Here is a 19685-nt window from a genome sequence, read left to right as displayed (position 1 = left end):
GCGCGTGAGCGCCCCTCCGTTGGCAGCCCACGCTGCCGGGGTTGCACCGGTGCGGTAGCGCCGGCTTACGGGGTGCCGCTCTCGAACATCATGAAAACGTTGCCCTGGTAGTTGCCGTGCACGTAGCCGTCTTCGCCGCCGGCGTCGGCAGTGATCGCCACGGCCGCGCGCTTGCTGGCCGCCGCTTCGACCGCGGTGGCCACTTCCACGGCATTGGCGGCACCGACCTGCAGGTCCTGGCCGGCCACCGCCACGGTCAGGCCAATGGCATTGCCGGCACTGGTCAGCAGCGCTTCGGTGGTCAGGTAGGCGTTGATCGCCCCCAGGCCGCTCTTCATGTCGACCTGCTGCTGGATCGGGTCCAGGCGTTGCGTGGCGATGTTCCAGCGCATGTTCTGGGTCTGCCCGGCCCAGTTGCCCACCGGCGAGATCTGCAGCCCGGTGGCCGACGGAACGCTGGCTTCAACCGTGACCTGCAGCGGGAACTGCTCGACGGCGGCCATCGCCGCGGCCGGGGTCAGGATCAGGGCGGCAGCGGCGGCCAGGAGGGAAGTCTTGAATGTCATTGCGATGCAACTCCTAAGGGAAGGTGCCGCCGTGAGTCCGGCGACAGGACGACGGTTCCGGGCGGAACCTACTGCGGGCTGAGCAGGACGTCCTTGCGGCGATCCCCCTCGACGATCTGGAAGCGGTGCACCTGGTCGGCACCGCGCGGGAAGCGCTCGCTGCGCTCGGGCAGCAGATGGATCCGGCGTGCCGGCGAGCATCCGGCGGTGCTGTCGCTGGCACTGCACTGGCGGACGTCATCCAGCACCACCGTGGTATTGCCGGCATTGCGCAGGCGTACGTGGTCGTCCTGGGTGGTGGTCTGCACGTCGTAGTGGGCCTGGTCGGGATGGACGATGACGAACACGCCGTAGCCGGTCAGCACATTGACGCCCGCCTGCAGCTCCCGGCGGTAGTCGTCGCGCTGCGCATCGGTCAGCGCGAATTCGTCTTCGGACTGCGGCAGCACCGGCACGAAGCGCACCCGGTAATAGCGCTCGATGCTGCGGTCGCCCTGCACCAGCAGGCGGGTGGCCTGCTGGCCCTGCGCCGGCACGATCATCCGCGACGGACTGGCGATCAGTCCGGCCTGCGCACCCACCATCGACGTGTCCACCGGCACCTCCCGGTGGCTGCCGTCTGCGGCGTAGCGCACTTCGCTGATCTGCACGCGCACGAATGCCGTCGCGTCACCGGTGTTGCGCACCCGCTTGAGCAGCGCACCCTCGCCCGGTCCGGCGTACTCGTACATGGCACCCACGTGGATGCTGGGTGCGGCGGCCTGCACCGGGCTGGACGATGCCGAAACCGCCACACACACTGCTGCCGCCAGCGCGGCCGTCAGACGCTTCATCGCGCATGCTCCTTTGATCTACCGGTCGGATGCGAAGGCGGTTGGCAATGGCCACCCCGAATCGAGCAGGCAGAATAGGCAGTCGCCGCATGTCCCTACATGCAACAACTTTGAACGTCCGGTAAGAACTGTTGCAGTGACACGCAAACGAAAACGCCCCGCGGCTGCGGGGCGTGTCGCATGCATTCCAGCGCGATGCGCAACGCTGCCTAGTGGGCGGCGTCCTGCCGCCACTGCGCCACCTTCTGCCGCGTCGTCGCCAGCAGTGCGTCCAGCGCCTTGCGGTCATAAACGTGGCCGCGCAGCACCACCGTATCGATCGCACGGGTGGCCTGGATGTCCTGCAGCGGGTTGGCATCGAGCAGCACCAGGTCCGCCGCCTTCCCGGCGGCGATGCCACCATAGCGGTCCAGCGTGCCGAACCACGAGGGACCGGCACGCGTGGCCGACGACAACGCCTGCGCCGGGGTCAGGCCTTCCTTCACGAACAGGCTGAGCTCGTCGTGCAGTCCAATGCCCGGGTAGTTGAAGGAATTGAGGAAACCCGCATCGGTGCCGGCCATCACGGTCACGCCTGCTTCCTGCAGCAACGGCAGCACGGCGGCCACCTGGTGGTACTGCTGGTGGCGCTCGGCGATCTGCGACGGGCTGGCCTTGGCCGCACGCTCCACCCGCCACTGGTAGGTCGCCTGCAGCTTTGGGCCGATGTAGGCCAGGTACGGGTCGTGGGCGTGGTCGTCCTGGTCCAGGAAGTCGAGGATGCGCCCGCCATTGAGGGTGGGCGTGACATACACACCCTTGGCGGCGAACCCGCGATAGGCGGCCATGGCGGTATCGCGGTCGAAGCCGGCATCCATGCGCCGGTTGGCTTCGGCGCGGTCGATGCGCTTGGCGGCGAAGTCGCTGGCGATGGCCGCCTCGTCCTTCACCCCTGCCTTGTAGGCGTAGTCCAGGTGTTCGATGGAACTGATTCCCGCATCCACCGCCTGCTGCACGGTCAATGCCATCGGGATATGGCCCGACGCACGCAGACCGTTGGCGCGCGCGCCGCGAACCGCGTCCAGGAACAGGGCCGGTGACAGGGTGCTGTCGGTGATCTTGACGAAGTCGACGCGATCGCGCTTGAGCCGGGCCAGCGCAGCGTCCAGGTCGGCCTGGCCCCCCACTTCCAGCGTGCCCTTCCAGACCGGATTGATGCCTTCGATCTTGGCCCCGGAACTGAACAGCTGCGGACCTTCGAGCCGACCGTCGGCAATCTCGCCCCGCCACTGCAGCACCTGCCCGGGCAGGTCGCCTGAGCAGTCACGGATGGTGGTGATGCCGTGCGCGATGTACAACGGCAGCAGCGCCTTGTTTTCCTCGATCAGGTCGGGGCCGCCGCCGAAGTGAACATGCATGTCCCACAGGCCGGGAATCAGATAGCGGCCTTTGCCGTCCACCTTGCGCGGCGCGCGCCATGCCCGGGCAATGGCGCCGTCGTCACCGACCGCCACGATGTCCTCGCCCCGCACCACCACCGCCTGGTCGGCATGGGTGGTGGCGCGTTCGACATCGACCACGGTGGCATGACGGATGATCAGATCCGCCTGTTCGGCGGCCAGGACGGAAGGCGCCAGCGCCAGCAGCAGCGGGAACGCAGACAACACACTCGAGTTCATGGCGTACACACAACGAAAAGGACCACCGCACCTTACGGCGCGGCGCTCCCCATTCACCAGTTAAATTTAGGCATGCCCTGCATTCGATTCGTGAATACCGCTCACACCTCGCCCTGCATCGACGGCCGCGCCATGACCCGACCCAGCCACGCATCCACGGCAGGGTGCTGGTCCAGCCCGGCGCCCACGTAGGTGCCATAGCCCACCACCTGCGCCACCACCAGGTCGACCAGCGAATAGGCCTCGCCCACCATCCACGCCTGCGCCGCAAGCCGTGCCTCCAGCACATCCAGCAACTGCCGCACGTCCTCGGCGGCGATGGACGCATGCGTGGCCTCCTGCAACGGCCCGTCCATGCGGGCGGCGCGCAGCCGGCCAATCACCGCCATGTAGGTCACATACGCCCAGGCGCACCACGACAGCGCCTGCAGGCGCTCGGGGGTGTCGGCTGCCGGCCACAACCCGCGCGCCACGCCGAAGCGGTCGCCCAGCCACAGATGGATGGCCAGGCCTTCGAAGATCGGCGTGCCGTCCACCACCAGGCACGGCACCTTGCCGTTCGGATTGATCGCCAGGTACTCCGGCGTGCGCTGCTCGCCAGTGCGGATGTCCACGCGGACGCGGTCATGGGCCACCCCCAGTTCCGCCAGCGCGCAGGCGATCGGGGTGGCGCTGGACATCGGGTGCCAATAGAAGACGAGGGACATGCGGTACTCCTTGTAGGTGACGGGCTGGAAAGGGGCGTGGCCGAAGGCCTTGCACCGTGGCCACAGGCTAGCCACCATTGCGGACAGATCCTGTCCTCGACAGGCGCGACCCTGCCGCCATGCTCACCACCTCCGCCCGCCTGCTGCGCCTGCTCGCGCTGCTTCAGTCCCGGCCGCACTGGCCCGGCAACACCCTGGCCACCGACATCGGTGTACACCCGCGCACGCTCCGCCGCGACATCGAGCGCCTGCGCGAACTCGGCTACCCGATCCAGGCCAGCAGTGGCGTGGCCGGTGGCTATGCCTTCCGCGCTGGCCGCGCATTGCCGCCCCTGTTGCTTGACGACGAAGAAGCGCTGGCCTCGGCATTGGCCCTGCGGATGGCGGTCAGCGGCACCATCAGCGGTATCGAACAGACCGCGATCACCGCGCTGGTCAAGCTGGAACAGGTCATGCCGGCACGCCTGCGCCGCCGCCTGGACGCGCTGCGCACCGCGATCCTGCCGATCGACCAGAGCGGGCCGCTGGTCGACGCACGCCTGCTGGCCACCCTGGCCAATGCCTGCCGCGACCAGCTGCAACTGCGCTTCGACTACGCCGACCGCCAGGGCAAGCCCAGCCACCGCCAGGTGGAGCCGCAGGGCGTGGTGCACGCCGAACGCCGCTGGTACCTGGTGGCCTGGGACACCGCGCGCACCGACTGGCGCACCTTCCGTATCGACCGCATGACCAGCACGCCCGAGGTGGGTGTGCATTTCCGCCCGCGGCCCTCGCCGGCCAGCGGCGACCTGCGCGCGTTTGTCAGCCAGTCGCTGAGCCTGGGGCCCCATGGCGACGAAGCCCGGGTGATCCTGCATGCGCCGATCGAGACCGTGCGCGAGCGCATGCCCAGCTCGGCCGGCGTGCTCGAGGCGCTGGATGCGCAGCGCTGCCTGCTGCGCTGTGGCGCCCACCCGCAGGGTGCGGTGGTGTACTGGTTGCTGGCGCTGGAGCTTGAGTTCGAGGTACTGGGCCCACCCGCCCTGCACGTGATGATGCGCGACGCCGGCGCACGGGTGGCGCGCAGCCTGGCGCGCGCACAGGCGACGGTAGCCAATTGACATGCGTGCGCACCCGCCCTCGTTTCCCAAACCGCATCGCACGCTGTTCGAGCTGGATCTGCTGCGCGCCATGGTGATGGTGGCCGACTGCGGCAGCTTCACCACCGCCGCCGCCCGCCTGCACTCCACCCAGTCCACCATCAGCCAGAAGATTCGGCGGCTGGAACAGCTGGCCGGCCATCCGCTGCTGGTGCGTGGCAACCGCGATGTCCATCCCACCGATGCCGGCCACTCGCTGCTGGGCATCGCGCGGCAGATGCTGGCGCTCAACGACCAGATGGGCGAAGCGCTGGCCGGCGCCACGGTGGCGGTGAGCGTGCGCCTGGGCGTGCCCGAGGACTTCGTCAACCCGCGTACCACGGCGATGCTCGGCCGCTTCACCCGCCGCCACCCGCAGGTGAAGCTGGAAGTCACCAGCGGGCTCAGCCGCGACCTGGCCAACGCCTATGACCACGGCGAACTCGACCTGGTGCTGGTCAAGCAACGGCGCAACAGCCGCCAGGCCGTGGCCTGCTGGGCCGAGCCGATGCGCTGGGTGGACAGTGCCCGCAGCCCCTGCATCGGACTGGATCCAATTCCACTGGTGACGTTTCCACCGCGCGGCCTGTACCGCGATGAACTGATCACGGCCGTGGAAACCCTGGGCCGGCGCTGGCGGATCGGCTTCACCAGTTCCAGCCTGGGCGGTATCCAGGGCGCGGTGGCCGATGGCATGGGGATCAGTCTGCTGCCGTCACGCGCGGTCACCCGGGAACACCGCGTGCTCACTGCCCGTCAGGGACTGACACCGATCGACAGCATCGAGATCGCGCTGCTGCACCGGAACACGGCTGAGCCGCTGGTGGTGGAATTGGCGTCACACCTTGCACGCCTGCTCGACCGCGAGCGCCGTTGATCGATTTCTGTCTGCAACCTGCCGAATGATGCAGTGGATGCGCCAGGAAAGTGACGGGGCTCTCGTACCAGGCATAGGAATAGTCCTAATCTGACATCAGAGTATCTACGAGACGCAGCGAAGCAGTAAGAATGGCGCAAATCCCATGATTGCGTGCCTCCTTTGTCCAGACGCTATCCCGGCCCCGTCCATGGCCCCCTGCCGCCCGCCGTGCTGAACATCGCGCTGCTGGATGACCACGACGTGGTCCGTCACGGCAGCTATGTCCATCTCTCCAACGATCCGCGCTTCCATGTCGTGGGCAACCACGCCACCACGCGCGCGCTGGTCAATACCCTGCTGCATCACCTGGTCGACGTTGCGGTGGTCGACTACACCCTGGCCGAAGGCGAGCTGCAGGGCATGGAACTGCTGCGCATGTTGCGCCGCCGTTTTCCACGGGTACGCATCCTGATGTTCTCGGCGAACGTGCACCACGTGATGATCTCCAACACCATGGCGGCAGGCGCCGCCGGCGTGGTGTCCAAGGGCGAAACCCTGGACGAGCTGGCGCGGGCCCTGGGACGGGTCGCGGCCGGACACCAGCATGTGCCGCTCGACTACCGCGACGAGCATGCCGAACATCGCCTGTCGCAGAGCGAACGCGAAGTGCTGCAGCTGTGCCTGAGCGGCATGACGGTCACCGATATCGCCCTGCAGCGCCACCGCAGCATCAAGACCATCAGCACGCAGAAGCACGCCGCCTTCCGCAAGCTGGGCCTGCGTACCGACCGCGATCTGTTCACCCTGCGCCATCAGTTGGCGGTGTGGTGAAAGGCGAGCGCACCGGCGCCGCCGCCATCGCCGCCCTGCTCGCTGCCGTGCTGCTGCCCGTTGCCTTCGCCCAGCCCGAGCCGCGGCGCGTGCGCGTGGCCACCGACCCGTCGCAACACCACCTGCTGGCGGCGGACAGCCGCGCCGCCCGCGACGCCAACCTCATCAGCGGCTACGCGCAACTGGTGTCGGACCAGACCGGCATGCGCTTCCAGGAGCAACCGGTGGAATCCACGACCGCCGCGCTGCAGGCACTGTGCGATGGGCGCGCGGACCTGATGCTGCTGCTGGGCCCGCTGGACAACGCGCCCTGCACGTCCCTGGCCGCATCACCGGCCTACTACCGCGGACAGACCCTGCTGGCCAGCCGTCATACCCAGGCCCAGGCACCCGAGTTCGCACACCTGCGCCGCGTGGCCGTCGTGCGCGGCAGCCGCCTGGCCGAGTGGCTGGCCGCCTACCATCCGCACCTGCAGGTGGTCGGCCTGCCCAGCCTGCGCGAGGCGCTCAGCGCGGTGGAAGCAGGCGTAGTGGATGTGGCCATGGAACTGGATGTGGCCATGCGCCCGCTGGTGCGCCGCGAGTTCGGCGACAGCCTGCTGCTGCACGGCGGTCCCGCCAGCCTGCCCGGCAGCCTGCACCTGGTGGTGCGCCACCGCGACCGCAACGTGCTCGAGCAGATCCACCAGGCCATGCGATCGATCAGCCCGCAGGAACACGCCATGCTGATGCAGCGCTGGACCAAGGCGACTTACCTCAGCGGGCCGTCGCTGCAGGTGATGTCGCGGCACTTCCGCTGGGAACTGGTGGCCATGGGCCTGACCGTATTGCTGCTGCTCACCGCCGGCGCCTGGATGTACCGGGCGCGCCAGTCGGCCCGCCGCAGCGAGCGGCAACAGGCGCGTTTCATCGCCACCATGAGTCACGAAGTGCGCAATGCAGCGCAGGCATTGGTGACGTCGGTCGACCTGCTGCACCAGTCGGCACTGGACCAGGGCCAGCGGCAACTGGTCAACGCCGCGCGCTCTGCCGGTGCCGGACTGCGCCACCTGCTGGGCCACGCACTGGATTACTCGCGCGTGGCCAGCGGCGAGTATCTGCCCTCGCCGCGCTGGCACGACGTGCGCCAGCTGGCGCGCGACTGCATCGCGGTGATGCGCCCCGGCGCCGAAGAAAAGGGCCTGGCCATGGCGTTGCTGCAGCAGACCGACCCCCTGCCCCGGGTGTGGGTCGACGGCGATGCACTGCGCCAGGTGCTGAGCAACCTGCTCGGCAATGCAGTGAAATTCACCGAGCTGGGTCATATCGAGGTCACGCTGGCCCTGCACGGCAGCGAGGACAGGATGTCCCTGCACATCGCCGTGCGCGACACCGGCATCGGCATCCCGGCCGATCAGCATGCCCGCGTGTTCAAGCCGTTTGCCCAGGCCCACGACAGGCACTCGCGTCAGATGGGGGGCGCCGGACTGGGCCTGTCGATCTGCCAGGACCTGGTGGGCGGCATGGGCGGCACCCTGCAGCTGCACAGCGCACCGGGCCAGGGCAGCTGCTTCGAGGTGCGGCTGCCGGTGGTGGTTGAAGGCGGCGGTGACTGCCCGGGTGGGCAGCCGCTGGCCGGGCGCACCCTGCTGCTGGTGGAAGACCATGTGCTCAACCGCACCGTGGTCGCGCGCCAGCTGGAAGCGCTCGGGGCCTCGGTAAGCAGCTGCGGCGATGGCGCCACCGCGCTGCGCAGCCAGGCCAGCGAACCGTGCGGCATCGTGCTGCTCGACTGCATCCTGGACGATATGAGCGGCTACGAGCTGGCAGTGCAGCTGCGCCAGCTGGAGCAGCGCCACGCGCGGCCGGCGTCGGTGCTGGTGGCGGTGTCGGCCAAGGATTCGCCCGCGCACATAGAGCGCTGTCGCGCCTGCGGCATGGACGCGGTGTTGTGCAAACCGCTGGACACCCGCCTGCTGTTGCGGGCACTGCAACTGCCGGACATCGAGCCCGGCTGCGACCCCGGTGCGGAGCCGGCACTTGCCACCGCCCGGATGTGGGCCGAATTCCTGCAATCGCTGCAGGAGGAGCTGATGGGCCTGCACGACGCCCTCCGCCAGCAGGCAGGCAATCGCCTGCGGCACCATGCGCATCGGCTGGCCGGCGTGCTGCGCATGCTCGGCCAGGCCACCCTTGCCGCCATTGCCGATGACCTGCACGAGCTGGAACTGGAAGACGCCACCGGCTGGATGGAAGCCGAACGCCTGCTGGGCTACCTGCGCCCGGCCGTGGCCGAGCTGGTGCGCGGCGCGTCTACTTCAACTGCAGCGGATAACGCTGCCACAGGACGTGCACCAGGAAGCCGGTAAGCTCGGCGTCCCTGGCGGTGATGGCCGCGCGGATCTTGTCCAGCAGCACCATGTCGCTGCAGGTCCGTACATCGGCGTGGTCTGCCTGCCCGGCGCGGCGTGCACGGTAGCGCGCGGCACGCTGCGCATCGGTCATGGCGTAGCCGAACGTCGGTGGACGGCCGCGCTTGCGCGGCAGCATCAGCTCCAGGGTGCCGGGATCTTCTTCATCTCGCATGACGGGGCGGGGGCGGCGCAAACGGGGCGAAACAATATCGTGATAAGGCACGGAAATCCAGCGGCTTTACCGCTGGATTTCCGTAGCGGGGCATTCCGCCAGGCCCTGCGTGACTGCACCTGTCACCGTGCGACGGTCGCTTCCGCTACGCGCGCGCCCAGCCACACCAGCGCGAACCCGGCCACCAGGCTCACGCCCAGATAGGTCGGCATCTCCCAGCCGCGCGCAGTGCGTGCAAGCAGCACCGCTTCCAGCATCATCGACGAGAACGTGGTCAACCCACCGATGACGCCCACCACTGCAAAGGCCCGCCAGTACACCGCTGCGTCGCCCCGGGTCTGCAACCACACCGCGATATAGCCGATGGCGAAGGCGCCGACGAGGTTCGCGGTCAGCGTGCCCCACGGGAAGCTGCTGCCGAACGGGCGCCCCATTGCATTGCCGATGATGAAACGCAGGGCGGAACCGAGCGCGCCACCGAGCATCACCAAGCCCAGCTGCTGCCACCAGGCACCGAAGCCGAACATCACCCCTGCCCCTTCCGCGCCCGCGCCTGCTCACGCTCGGCACGCAGGCGGTCCAGCTTTTCCTTCAACTTGATTTCAAGGCCGCGCGCCACCGGCTGGTAGTACACCCGCTCGCCCATCGCGTCCGGGAAGCCGGTCTGGTCCAGCGCGATGCCGCCTTCGGCATCATGGTCGTACTGGTATGCCTGCCCGTAGCCCAGTTCTTTCATCAGCTTGGTCGGCGCGTTGCGCAGGTGCAGGGGCACCTCCTGGGTGCCGGTTTCCCGCACTTCCCGCTTGGCCAGGTTGAACGCTGCATAGCCGGCATTCGACTTGGCGGTGCTGGCCAGGTACAGCACCAGCTGCGCGAAGGCGAGCTCGCCCTCCGGACTGCCCAGCCGCTCGTAGATGTCCCATGCCTCCAGCGCCATCGACTGCGCACGCGGATCGGCCAGGCCGATGTCCTCGATCGCCATGCGGGTCAGTCGCCGCGCCAGGTACGACGGATCGCAGCCGCCGTCGAGCATGCGCGTCAGCCAGTACAGCGCGGCGTCCGGATTGGAACTGCGTACCGACTTGTGCAGGGCCGAGATCTGGTCGTAGAACTGCTCCCCGCCCTTGTCGAAACGGCGGGTCCGGTCGGCCAGCACCTGCACCAGCATCTCCGGACTGATCCGCCCGCCTTCGCCGCCGGCCAGTTCGGCGGCGATCTCCAGCAGGGTCAGGCCGCGGCGCACATCGCCGTCGGCGGCAGTGGCAATTTCCAGCAGGGCCTCATCGCTGACCTGCAAGGCCTCGCTGCCCAGCCCGCGATCGGCATCGTGCAGCGCCCGCTGCAGCGCTTCGACGATGTCGCCCGGCGACACCGCTTCCAGCACATGCACGCGGCAGCGCGACAACAGTGCCGAATTCAGTTCGAACGAAGGGTTTTCCGTGGTGGCGCCCACGAACACGATGGTGCCGCGCTCGATGTGCGGCAGGAAGGCGTCCTGCTGGGCCTTGTTGAAACGGTGCACTTCGTCGACGAACAGCACCGTTCGCCGCCCTTCGGCGAAGCGCTGTGCGGCCTCGGCCAGCACCACGCGCACCTCCGGCAGCCCGGACAGCACCGCCGAGATCGCGCGGAACTCGGCGTCGGCGTAGTGCGCCAGCAGCAGCGACAAGGTGGTCTTGCCGCAGCCCGGCGGCCCCCACAGGATCATCGAATGCACGTGCCCGGACTCGACCGCCCGGCGCAACGCACTGCCCGGCGCGAGCAGGCGCTTCTGCCCCACCATTTCATCCAGGGTCTGCGGGCGCATCCGCTCGGCCAGCGGGCGCATGCTGTCCCGGTCCACGCTCAGCAGATCGGGGCCTGGGGATGTCGTTCGGTTTCTAGCCACGGGTCATTTTAATGCCGGGCAGTGCCCGGCTCTACGTTCAATTCCCGATGACGTCGGTGCCCTCGGGCGGGGTAAAACTGAACGTCCCCGGCTTGAAGGCCGGGTTGCGCTTCCAGCCGCTGAAGGTGATCACCGTGCGCTGGTTCACCGCATCGGTCACTTCCATGCGGGCCAGGCCCTGCGCATTGAAGCCCAGGGCGGCGTACTGGAACGAGGTCTCGGTTTCACGCTTGGGGCTCAGCGACAGCCACTGCAGCCCGTCGCGCGGGGCGGCTTCCTCGCTCACGTCGTACTGCTGGTCCAGCAGCTTGGGGTTGATCAGCGCGGTCAGCGGGCTGTTCTGCTCTTCCGCGCCCTGCGCGCGCCGGGTCGCCTGCTCCAGTTCCTTTTCGTATACCCACACGTTCTTGCCGTCGGCGATGATCAGCTGTTCGTGCGGCTTGAGGTATTCCCACCGGAACTGCCGGGGCGCCGACAGCGCCAGCGTGCCACTGGTGGATTCCTTGACCTTGCCCTTGCTGTCGAACACCTGCTGGGTGAACTGCCCGTCCAGGCCCTTGAGGTCCTTGGTGAAACGGTTGAGTTCGTCGCGGGCGCCGGCCCAGGCCGTGGCCGAGCCGACACTGGCGCACAGCAGCGTGGCGGCGACAAGGGAGCGGCGGAAGGTGCTGTTCATGCGGGTATCCAGTCAAGAATATGGAGGATGCCCGGCAGTGTGCCGAGATCATCCTGAATGGGGGGTCAGGGGCGCGCCTGCACGGTACGCAGGTCGCCGTACACCACCTGCCCGCGGAAGCCGCGCCGCACCTGCTGGTACAGCTCACGGAACGCGGCATAGTCGCCCGGTTGGCACAGGGCCTCGGCGCCGCGCACCGCACGCTGGTGCAGGCGGTGCCGCGCCACCACGGCCTGGCCTTCGCGCCGCCACTGCAGGTCGTACTCACCGGCGGCGTTGCGGAAGCGAAGGTCGCGCGGCATGGCCACGATCGGCACCCCGGCCGGGAACTGCAGCCGGTAGGTTTCCTCGCGCAGACTGTCGTTGCAGTAGAACGGCGTGGCATTGTCCGGCGCCGAGGTGGTGGTGTAGATGTCGCGGAACGACTCGCCGCCCGGAGGGTCTGGCAGCACCATCCCGCCAACCACGCCGAAGTCCACGTAGTCGGAGGCGTGGAAGTCGTAGCGGTAGTTGAACGGCCGGGTCAGGTCCTGCGGGTCGCCGAGCAGGCTGAGGCTGCCGCTGCCGTCGAACCCGGACGAGGCCATGATCGACTCCTCCACCCGCGCCCGGTTCTGGGCGTTGAGCCGGGCGAACGCACCGCGCATGCCGATCTCGCTCACCTCGCGCGGCTGCTGCACGGTGTGGCCCTGCAGGTCGCCATTGGGCGCGAACTGGAAGGTCACCTCGAAACCGGCCCCGTTGCGTGCGGCATCATTCTCCGGCGTGCGCGCCAGCGTGGCCTGGCGGGTATGCAGCACCGGCGCGCCCAGGTCGCCTTCCGGCAGCTGCCCGAAGCGCGCGTAGGCGCTGGTCGAATCCAGGTACAGGTCGAATTCGGGCACGTAGGTGATGGCATGGTTGAACCGTTCCAGCAGGGGAATCGCCGGCAGGGTCGGCCCGCCGCCGGCACCGATCAGCACTGGCGTGCTCTGGATGCCACGCGCGGCCAACAGCGCCTCCAGGATCACCACATGGTCCTTGCAGTCGCCGTAGTGGTTGTCGAGGATGCTCTGCGCCGGATTCGGCTCCAGCCCGCCGTTGCCCAGGTACACCGCCACGTAGCGGATGTTCTGCGACACCCAGCGGTACAGCGCGGCGGCCTGTTCGCGGCGGTCGCTGATGCCGCGGGTCACCGCGTCGGCCAGCGCCTGGATGCCAGGGGTGACCCGCGCCGCTTCGCCGCCCTTGCGCTGGTAAGCCTGCGCCACCTGCGCCCAGTCCCGATAGGTGCTGGCCATGATGGACGGGCTGAATTCCCAGGCCGCAGCGGTCCAGTTCTGTACCGGCATCGGCTCGGTACGCTGGTAGCGCCAGGTCCAGGTCGCCTGGCCGTCGCGAACGGTCGGCGCCTGGCTGCCCTGCACGCCATGCTGCTGCACGTACAGCGGCAGGCTGGCCGGCGCGCTCAGGGTCACCGTGGCGTCGTCGTACTGGGAGAACACGCTGAAGGTTTCCCACATGCCGAAATAGCCGGGGAAATACGGCGTGTTCTGCGTGCGCCGGGTGGTATAGACCACCCGTGTCCCCGGCGCGAGGTTGGGAAACACCACCACGCGCACCTTGCGGTCGGCATACATGGCCGCGGCGGCACTGGAATAGCTTTCCTGGGTGTAGATGCGGTCGGCCGGCACGTCACGGCGCTGGCCGTCGGCGGTGAGCGTGTACGCCTCCACCACCTCCAGCGACTCCATCTTTTCGCTGTAGCTCAGCCGCACCTGGCTGAACTGTTCAACCGCCGCCTTGGTCTTCAGCAGGATGTCGTAGGCCTCGGTCTGCACGTTGCCGGCGTCCGGGCGGACCACATAGTCGGCGCGGTAGCGGACGAAGCTGTAGTTGTTGCTGGCCTGCGTTTCACTCGGCGCAGCCGGTGCGGCCGCCGGCGCCGGCATCGGGGCGGCGGCCTGCGACCAGGCTGCCGTGGGCAGCATGGCCAGGGCGCACGCCAGCATCCATGTCATGCGATTCATCGACGATCCTTGGGGTGCCCGGCCATGCCGGGCGTGGCGTCAGGGCGGGGGTGGCGCAAGCACGCTGCGGTCGCCGTTGTGTTCGGGCGGACTGACCACGCCGGCGTTTTCCATCGCTTCGATCAGGCGCGCAGCGCGGTTGTAACCGATCTTGAGCCGACGCTGTACGCCGGAGATCGACGCGCGGCGGGTTTCAGTGACAATCCGCACCGCTTCGTCGTACAGGGGGTCGGACTCGTCGCCGGCGGCGGCGCTGGATTCGGGCAGGCCGCCCGCCCCCACCACCACGCCGTCGCCCATCATCTGCACTTCGTCCAGCACGCCGCTGATGTAATCGGCCGGGCCACTGGCCTTCAGGTGCTCGACCACGCGGTGCACTTCCTCGTCGGACACGAAGGCGCCGTGCACGCGGTCCGGCAGCGCGGTTCCGGGCGGCAGGTACAGCATGTCGCCATGACCCAGCAGGGTCTCCGCACCGGACTGGTCCAGGATGGTGCGGGAGTCGATCTTCGAGCTGACCTGGAAACCGATACGGGTGGGAATGTTGGCCTTGATCAAGCCGGTGATCACGTCCACCGAGGGGCGCTGGGTGGCCAGGATCAGGTGGATGCCGGCCGCGCGTGCCTTCTGCGCCAGCCGCGCGATGAGCTCTTCGACCTTCTTGCCGACGATCATCATCATGTCGGCGAATTCGTCGATGAAGATCACGATGAACGGCAGCGTCTCCAAGGGGCGCGGCGCCTCGCCCAGCTCGGGGTTCGGCTTGAACAGCGGATCCATCAACGGCTGGCCGGCGTCTTCGGCGTCCTTGACCTTCTTGTTGAAGCCGGCCAGGTTGCGCACGCCCACCGCGCTCATCAGCTTGTAGCGCCGCTCCATTTCGGCCACGCACCAGCGCAGGCCGTTGGCGGCTTCCTTCATGTCGGTGACCACCGGCGCCAGCAGGTGGGGAATGCCCTGGTAGACGCTCAGTTCGAGCATCTTGGGGTCGATCATCAGCATCCGCAGGTCTTTCGGCGAGGCCTTGTACAGCAGGCTCAACACCATGGCGTTGACCGCCACCGACTTGCCCGAGCCGGTGGTACCGGCCACCAGCAGGTGCGGCATGCGCGCCAGGTCGGCCACGGTCGGGCGGCCGGCAATATCCTTGCCCAGCGCCAGGGTCAGCGGACTGGCCGACTTGTCGTACTCCTTGGAACGCAGCAGTTCGGACAGGTAGATCATTTCACGGGTGACGTTGGGGATCTCCAGACCCACCACCGACTTGCCGGGAATTACATCGACCACACGCACCGACTTCACCGACAGGCCGCGTGCGATGTCCTTGTCCAGCGAACTGATCTGGCTGACCTTGATGCCCGGCGCCGGCTCGATCTCGAAGCGGGTGATCACCGGGCCCGGGTACGCGCCGACCACCTGCGCGTCGATACGGAAGTCCTTTAGCTTGAACTCGATCTGCCGCGAGAGCGTTTCCAGCGTGGTCTCGTCGTAGCCCTTCGGCTGTGGCTTGGGGTCGTCCAGCAGCGCCAGCGGCGGCAGGTCCGAACCGTCGCCATTGACGCCACGGAACATCGGGATCTGGGTTTCGCGCTTGGCCCGGTCGCTCTTTTCCAGCACCGGCTCGGGGCGCGGTTCGATCTTGACCGGCTCGCGCTTGGCACGCACTTCGGCGTCGACCTTGCGGACTTCCTGGCGTTCCTCGCGCATCGCCCGGGTCTGCTGCCACTCGCTGGCCTGCGCTTTCTTCTGGTTGAACAGGGGCGGCAGCGCCAGCACCGCGCGGCCGATCTTCTCCATCACCACGAACCACGAAATGCCCGTGGCCAGGGTGATCGACGCCAGCAGCAGCACCAGCACGAACAGGTTCGCGCCCAGCGCGCCAAACCCGGCACTGAGCGAATTGCCGACCAGGCGGCCGAGGATGCCGCCGGCATGGCCGACATCCCCATTGAACAGGCGCAGGTGCAGGAAGCCGGTGCCGGCAATCAGGAAGCCCACCAGCCCGACCAGCCGCAGCGCCGGGTCCAGGTCATGGTCGCCCTTGCTTTCGCGCTTGAGCCCGAACATCGCAAACCAGGCCAGCGCGCCCAGCACCACCGGCAGCAGAAACGCCATGAAGCCGAACAGCTGCAGCAGCACGTCGGCAATCCAGGCGCCCACCCGCCCGCCCATGTTCTGGATCGGCGCGACTACGCTGCCGGTATGCGACCAGCCGGGATCGCTCGCCGAATAGGTGAACAGACTGGCGACCAGATACAGCAACGCCGGCGCGATGGCGATCAGACCGAGGTCGCGCCACAACCGTTGACGGCGCGGATTGTCGACCGGCGCCGCAGCCGCAGCGCGGCGCGACGCCGCTTTGCCGTCGGGAGACTTGGATCGTTCCGGGACCTGCTTCGCCACCTTAGACCAGACCTTGGGAATGCACTGTTAGTCCTTGATAATAAACGACCGAGCCGCGCCCCGGTAGGTCACGACCGTGGGTCGTGACCACGCACCGCCGCCAGGACCGTCAAAACCCCGCCGCGTGGCATGAACCCCGCCCACCGGGTTGCGCCGTTCCACCGTTCGCCTTGAACCCGCCGCGTCCTGCCGCCACTCTATAGTCCGCGCCACGACCCACGGTCGTGGCCTTCCCGTTCCCGCCACGATCCATGGTCGTGGCCTGCCGACCCGTCCTGGACGCCAAGCAATGGATCGCCAGCGCCCCGCCCCATCATCTCTTTGCGAGTCTACATGAGCAATTCCAAGCCTTCCCGCCACCAGAAACTGGTCATCCTCGGCTCCGGCCCGGCCGGCTGGACCGCAGCGGTCTACGCCGCACGCGCCAACCTGAACCCGGTGGTGATCACCGGCCTGCAGCAGGGTGGCCAGCTGATGACCACTACCGAGGTGGACAACTGGCCGGGCGACGCCCATGGCCTGATGGGCCCGGACCTCATGGCGCGCATGCAGGCGCACGCCGAGCGCTTCGAGACGGAAGTCATCTTCGACCACATCCATACTGCCGACCTGCAGCAGCGTCCGTTCAAGCTGATCGGCGACAGCGCCGAGTACACCTGCGACGCCCTGATCATTGCCACCGGCGCGACCGCCAAGTACCTGGGCATTCCCACCGAAGAGGCGTTCAAGGGCCGCGGCGTTTCCGCCTGCGCCACCTGCGACGGCTTCTTCTACCGCGACCAGGACGTGGTCGTGGTCGGCGGCGGCAACACCGCCGTGGAAGAAGCGCTGTACCTGTCCAACATCGCCCGCAAGGTCTACCTGGTCCACCGTCGCGACACCCTGAAGGCGGAAAAGATCATGCAGGACAAGCTGTTTGCCAAGGTGGCGTCGGGCAAGATCGAAACCGTGTGGCACCACCAGGTCGAGGAAGTGCTGGGCAACGAAGCCGGCGTTACCGGCGTACGGGTGAAGTCCACCCTGGACGGCAGCACCCGCGACATCGACGCCCATGGCTTCTTCGTGGCCATTGGCCACCACCCCAACACCAGCCTGTTCGATGGCCAGCTGACCATGAACAACGGCTACCTGGAGATCCGCTCGGGCCTGGGCGGCAACGCCACCCAGACCTCGGTCGAAGGCGTATTCGCTGCCGGCGATGTCGCCGACCAGCACTATCGCCAGGCCATCACCTCGGCCGGCTTCGGCTGCATGGCGGCCCTGGACGCCGAACGCTACCTGGACGCAAAGGGCGAGCTGGGCTGAGTAGACCCAGCCAGGACGAAAAGGCCGGCCGTACAAGCCGGCCTTTTTCATGGACTACGGCATCTCCTCCGTCTTGGGCCCCACAGCAAGGTCTTCGGGCGCGTAGCGCCTGATCGGTTTGCCCTGGTCCTGGAAGATCACATCACGGATGGGAAGACCCGCCTGCTCAGCGTGAAACCGCAGGGTGATGGCGAGGGGTCGCAGCATTCTCGCTGCAACGTCCCCGCCTGCCGGGAATCCCGGCCCGAAATCGGCGGTGATTGCGCGATTTCTCATGTCTACGGCGACGCTCACGTCAACCGCACGTGCCGATGCCTCCTCCCCCCGATACACAGACACTGCCGTAGAGGCCTGCCTCTCCAATAGCAGAATCAACTCGGCATCGACGTACCAGGTGGTCGCACGTTCGACCGCCGGATCCACCGTCCGGGCGCTGTCCACGAACGGCGGCGGCACGACGGTCGCCCACGCCGGGCCGACGAGCAGCAGCGCGCCCGCTGCGGTCAGGCACCGCAAAGGTCCACGTTTCATCATCGTCCCCTGCACCGTCATGCGGCAGGCTTGAAACAGGTGTGCTGGAACTCCACGGGTGCGGTGGCCACGCCGTCGGCATCCCGCAGTACCACGCTCCAGCGCGCCTCCCCGGTCAGGTTGCCCGCACAACGCATCCGCACGGTCACTGGAACTGCCGGATCCGCAAAGGTCGTCTTGCTGGGCGTACATGCGCCGGGCCTGCTGCAGTTGGCGGTCGTGAACTCCATGGTGACCGGGAACTGCGGATGCCCCTCGAAAGGCAAGGTAATCTCCTGCGAGGTTCCGGCCGGCAGTGAAATATCGGGAATCGGGTTCAAGAGGAAAGGTGAGCAGGCTTTTCCCTCGCGGAAGAGTCGATAGCCTTTCTCAACCCCCTTCATCGAGGCGGCGCGGAATACCGGATCCTGCAACGCCGCCGCGTCCTCGGCATTGGAATGGTAGGCAATCTCCACCAGCACGGACGGCATGCTGCCGATGCGATTCTCCCCATGTCGACCCTCGTTGGCCGCATCCCGGATAGGAAAATTTTCGTAGCCGGGTTGGGCACGAATCAATTCGCGCATCCCGCACAACACACTGTTGGCCAACGGCCTGTCGGCAGGCTTGTCGCCGTGATAGAAGACCTCCACGCCACGAACTGAAGCGACATCGTGCCCATTCGTATGCAGGCTGATGAGCGCTCCGACGCCGATCTCGTTCGCATACAGCGGTCTTGCGCGAATGTCTTCGCGCACCTCGCGATCCCGGGCCGTATCCGCAGGCAGGGAGTTCCAGATATCGGCACGGTTGGGCAACAGCGCTTTCAGATGGTACCTCGATGACATCTGCTCCCATGGCCGGCCGGACTCCGGGTGCAGGTCCAACAGGCGGCTTCGCGCCCGTGTGACGGTCAATCCGCTCCTTTGCTCCAGCAGCTGTTGCAGCTCGTCACCGTAGGGTGGCGTGATGTTGTCTTCGCGGACACCGAATGCAAGCGGTCGCTGAAAGTCCCAGTCCGCTGATGGAAACACCCGGACCAGCCCATGACTGGAGGACACCAGTGCTGTGGCATTAGCCGGATCGACCCGCGCCAGGGCGGGAACCGTGAGGTCCGCGGGAAAGTAATGCTTCAAGGGCTTGCCTTCGAACAGATAGTCCACGTCGTGAATTCTCACGCCCGCCAAGCCCGCGTAGTACCGTAGCGTGGTGGCCAGTGAATGCAGGAACGCTTCGGCGTATTCCTGCTCTATTCCAGGTCGGAACCCGGGGCCGAAGTCCGCCGTCAGTCTGGCGCTGTCCGTGTCGATGCTCACACTGACGCGGACCGAGACCAGCCGGCCGCGTGACTGTTCGTACTCCGATACCTTCCTTCCGGCTTGCATCTGCAGAACCGCGATCAGCTCAGGATCTACTGGCTCCGCCGCCTGCACTGGTTGCGCGCCTTCACTTGCGGGTTGCACGACTGCTTCCCGGGCAAGCAGCGCAGGAGAAGCAGCCAAGGCAGCCGCGGCAACGAGCGCACCGCAGCGCGTAGCACTCATGTAAATGCATTTTTTGATCATGGAATCCCTCCTTGATGGTGACGTGCGCCCCACCCGAGGCGCCCGGCAAATGTGCGCCGTCCGCCAGCAAAGATGCGCGCGCGCCCTCACGCTTTCAGACGCACGCCGATTGACTTTTCAATCGCACCAGGCAACTCCATCGGCGCAGCCTAAAACCCCCCCTTTCCCATCGTCGTGCCCTATCCTTTGGCC

The 19685-nt window shown here is 67.4% G+C and carries 17 protein-coding genes; 5 read left to right on the top strand and 12 right to left on the bottom strand.

All coding sequences use genetic code 11. The annotated features are described in order from the left end of the window. Positions 1-65: 65 nt before the first annotated feature. From ACIGII_RS04510 to ACIGII_RS04495, 4 genes are all read right to left on the bottom strand, one after another. The gene (locus ACIGII_RS04510) at positions 66-566 is read right to left on the bottom strand and encodes a CS1 type fimbrial major subunit (RefSeq protein WP_399634004.1); all 501 of its coding nucleotides are present in this window, start codon (positions 564-566) and stop codon (positions 66-68) included. Between the two features lie 68 nt (positions 567-634). Continuing rightward, a complete protein-coding gene (locus tag ACIGII_RS04505) occupies positions 635-1399 on the bottom strand; it encodes a CS1 fimbrial subunit B flags: Precursor (RefSeq protein WP_399634006.1) in 765 nt (254 codons plus the stop codon). A 209-nt stretch (positions 1400-1608) separates the two neighbouring features. Then, positions 1609-3045: an amidohydrolase family protein gene (locus ACIGII_RS04500; RefSeq protein ID WP_399634008.1), complete on the bottom strand. Its 1437-nt coding sequence runs from the start codon at positions 3043-3045 to the stop codon at positions 1609-1611. A 113-nt stretch (positions 3046-3158) separates the two neighbouring features. Next, positions 3159-3764: a glutathione S-transferase family protein gene (locus tag ACIGII_RS04495; RefSeq protein WP_399634010.1), complete on the bottom strand. Its 606-nt coding sequence runs from the start codon at positions 3762-3764 to the stop codon at positions 3159-3161. Between the two features lie 119 nt (positions 3765-3883). Here ACIGII_RS04495 and ACIGII_RS04490 point away from each other — a divergent pair, with 119 nt between their 5' ends. The 4 genes from ACIGII_RS04490 to ACIGII_RS04475 all read left to right on the top strand — a co-directional run bounded on the left by ACIGII_RS04490 (position 3884) and on the right by ACIGII_RS04475 (position 8920). Continuing rightward, on the top strand, positions 3884-4864 hold the full coding sequence (locus tag ACIGII_RS04490; RefSeq protein WP_399634012.1) for a helix-turn-helix transcriptional regulator: 981 nt from the start codon (positions 3884-3886) through the stop codon (positions 4862-4864). A 1-nt stretch (position 4865) separates the two neighbouring features. Then, positions 4866-5759, top strand: coding sequence for a LysR substrate-binding domain-containing protein (locus tag ACIGII_RS04485; protein ID WP_399634014.1), 894 nt, complete (start codon positions 4866-4868; stop codon positions 5757-5759). A gap of 210 nt (positions 5760-5969) precedes the next feature. Beyond that, positions 5970-6572, top strand: a complete 603-nt coding sequence (locus ACIGII_RS04480; protein WP_399634015.1) for a response regulator — start codon at positions 5970-5972, stop codon at positions 6570-6572. After that, positions 6569-8920, top strand: coding sequence for an ATP-binding protein (locus ACIGII_RS04475; protein WP_399634017.1), 2352 nt, complete (start codon positions 6569-6571; stop codon positions 8918-8920). Before ACIGII_RS04480 ends, ACIGII_RS04475 begins: the two co-directional genes overlap by 4 nt. Here the strand turns inward: ACIGII_RS04475 and ACIGII_RS04470 are convergent. From ACIGII_RS04470 to ACIGII_RS04445, 6 genes are all read right to left on the bottom strand, one after another. Next, positions 8865-9137 carry a hypothetical protein gene (locus ACIGII_RS04470; RefSeq protein ID WP_399634019.1) on the bottom strand — a complete coding sequence of 91 codons (273 nt, stop codon included), beginning with the start codon at positions 9135-9137 and terminating at the stop codon, positions 8865-8867. The genes ACIGII_RS04475 and ACIGII_RS04470 overlap by 56 nt on opposite strands. Before the next feature lie 122 nt (positions 9138-9259). Continuing rightward, the gene (gene crcB / locus ACIGII_RS04465; protein ID WP_399634020.1) at positions 9260-9664 is read right to left on the bottom strand and encodes a fluoride efflux transporter CrcB; all 405 of its coding nucleotides are present in this window, start codon (positions 9662-9664) and stop codon (positions 9260-9262) included. Next, complete coding sequence (locus tag ACIGII_RS04460) at positions 9664-10965, bottom strand: replication-associated recombination protein A (RefSeq protein WP_399634021.1); 1302 nt, start codon at positions 10963-10965, stop codon at positions 9664-9666. The genes crcB and ACIGII_RS04460 overlap by 1 nt, the downstream gene beginning before the upstream one ends. A 97-nt stretch (positions 10966-11062) precedes the next feature. Beyond that, positions 11063-11701, bottom strand: coding sequence for an outer membrane lipoprotein chaperone LolA (gene lolA, locus ACIGII_RS04455; RefSeq protein WP_399634022.1), 639 nt, complete (start codon positions 11699-11701; stop codon positions 11063-11065). A gap of 65 nt (positions 11702-11766) precedes the next feature. After that, positions 11767-13710, bottom strand: a complete 1944-nt coding sequence (locus tag ACIGII_RS04450; protein WP_399634024.1) for a DUF3857 domain-containing protein — start codon at positions 13708-13710, stop codon at positions 11767-11769. 39 nt (positions 13711-13749) lie between these two features. Next, entirely contained in the window at positions 13750-16113 is a 2364-nt protein-coding gene (locus ACIGII_RS04445) for a DNA translocase FtsK (protein ID WP_399634026.1), read from the bottom strand. Positions 16114-16446: 333 nt separating this feature from the next. Between ACIGII_RS04445 and trxB the strand changes: the two genes are divergently transcribed. Continuing rightward, positions 16447-17418 (top strand): thioredoxin-disulfide reductase, encoded by a 972-nt coding sequence (gene trxB / locus ACIGII_RS04440; protein ID WP_399634028.1) that lies wholly within the window; start codon positions 16447-16449, stop codon positions 17416-17418. Positions 17419-17472: 54 nt separating this feature from the next. Here the strand turns inward: trxB and ACIGII_RS04435 are convergent, their stop codons facing one another. Next, complete coding sequence (locus ACIGII_RS04435; protein ID WP_399634030.1) at positions 17473-17949, bottom strand: hypothetical protein; 477 nt, start codon at positions 17947-17949, stop codon at positions 17473-17475. A gap of 17 nt (positions 17950-17966) precedes the next feature. Then, positions 17967-19493, bottom strand: a complete 1527-nt coding sequence (locus tag ACIGII_RS04430) for an N-acetylmuramoyl-L-alanine amidase (protein WP_399634032.1) — start codon at positions 19491-19493, stop codon at positions 17967-17969. Positions 19494-19685 lie beyond the last annotated feature (192 nt).

Origin of the sequence: Stenotrophomonas sp. NPDC077420 (genome assembly GCF_044543385.1) — a bacterium.
GTDB lineage: Bacteria > Pseudomonadota > Gammaproteobacteria > Xanthomonadales > Xanthomonadaceae > Stenotrophomonas.
The sequence above is the reverse complement of the archived record's forward strand: the minus strand, read 5'-3'. Positions and strand labels throughout refer to the sequence as shown.